General features: G+C 65.9%; 1 protein-coding gene. It reads left to right on the top strand.

The window, feature by feature from the left end; all coding sequences use genetic code 11:
* Positions 1-957: 957 nt before the first annotated feature.
* Positions 958-1835 (top strand): TniB family NTP-binding protein (locus ASG00_RS07480; protein ID WP_235559432.1); only part of this gene is annotated, 878 nt, incomplete at its 3' end.

Raw genomic sequence — 1835 nt, forward strand, 5'->3', positions numbered from 1 at the left:
CGTGTCGCGGCACTTCTCGGATGCCTGTCGGACGCTGGGGATCTCGCTGACGGTCAACGCGGAGTACACGCCGACGCAGAAGGCGAAAATCGAGCGGATGTTCCGCACCGTGAAGGACCAGTTCACCCAGTACGCGATCGCGTTCCTCGGGCAGAGCCCCGACATGCGTGGAGACGAGGTGATCGCGACGAGCCAGCTGCTCACCCTCGAGCAGCTGCAGGAGCTGTTCGAGGACTGGGTCGCGGTGACCTGGCAGAACCGACCCCACAAGGCGCTGCGCGACCCCCGCAACCCTCGGCTCATGCTGGCCCCGAACCAGATGGTCGCCGCGTACCGCGAAGTCGCTCCGGAGCTGCAAGTCCCGCTCACCGCCGAGAAGTACATCGCACTGCTCCCGACCGAATGGCGTGTGATCAACCACTACGGTGTCGACATCGACCTGCGCGTCTACGACTCCACCGAGCTCGGCCCGCTGCGGAAAAAGCGGTCACCGCACCACCGGCAACAAGGCAAGTGGCCATTCCACGTCGACCCCTACAACCCGATGACGGTGTGGCTGGAACTCGGCGACCAGTTCCTCCCGCTCGACTGGCGCTCCCCGTACAGCGGCGCCCCGATGGCCGACGAGGTCTGGCGAGTCGCCCGCGCGCAAGCCGCAGCCCGCGGCGACAACGAGCCGAGCACCGACGACCTCAACGAGGTGATGCGCCGGTTCATGTACAAGGGCAACGCGCTGCCGACGGCGCGTCAGAAGAAGCGTGCTGTAAGCGCACGGACGGACCCGCTGGCGATCACCAACCAACTCCCACACATCGCACCCACAGCACCGCCGGGCGCCGAGCATTCGGCAACTGGGGACCTCGGCGACAAAGAACTCCATGTTGTCGCGGCGAAGCCAGCATGGCCGGTCGCCGCACCGTTCGGGATGACCCGGTCGCCGGATGAGGCGTGAGCGCGATGTTCGATGATCTGCTGGGGGACTTCGACTTCGACGCCCCATCGACCGACTTCGACTACGCCACAAAGGAAGGGTGGCGCGAGTTTGTCGAGTTCGTCGCCCAACGGACACTCCCGCTCACGCTCGCCGAGTACGACGCGATGGACTCCTCGGAGCGAGCGCTGTTCAACATCGCCCGCGAACGGTACATGACCCTCGGCGCCCGGGTGGCGACCCCATCACTCCGACGGGTCGCGGTCGCCATCCGCCACGCGATAACCGACAACCGCTCCCCAGACGCCAGCAAGTCCGGCGTGATCATCTCTGGCAGGCCAGGTCTCGGGAAGACCACCGCGGTCCAGGAGTTCGGCAGGGCGTTCGAGCGAGCCCGACGCCAGCGCGCCACGGCCTCGCAACGCAACTTGACCCCCGTCGCATACGTGCCCGTGCCGACGCACGCGACGGCGAAGACCATGATCACCAAGCTCGCCGACTTCTACGCCATCCCGTACTCCCGCAACGCGAACTACGAAGTCCTCCTCAGCCGCGTGAGCCATGTGATGCGCGAATGCCGCACCGAACTCGTGATCATCGACGACATCCACCGGCTGGACCTGCACTACCGCGGCAACGAGCAAGTCGCCGACGCGCTCAAAGAACTGTCCGAGAGGTGTCCCGGCACGATGGTCTACGCCGGTGTCGATGTCGCCCGCAACGGCCTGTTCTGGGGCTCGCGCGGCGAACAGATCATGGCCCGATTCGAGCTGGTCAAGTTCGACACCTACGGGACTGGCGAGACCGCTGACGCCGCGGTGTGGGGGCGCATCCTCGTCGACCTCGAAGACTCACTGTGCTTGATCTCGCAACCTGACGCGGAGATCCTCACCGTCGCTGCTGA

Origin of the sequence: Microbacterium sp. Leaf351 (assembly GCF_001423825.1) — a bacterium.
Taxonomy (GTDB): domain Bacteria; phylum Actinomycetota; class Actinomycetes; order Actinomycetales; family Microbacteriaceae; genus Microbacterium; species Microbacterium ginsengisoli.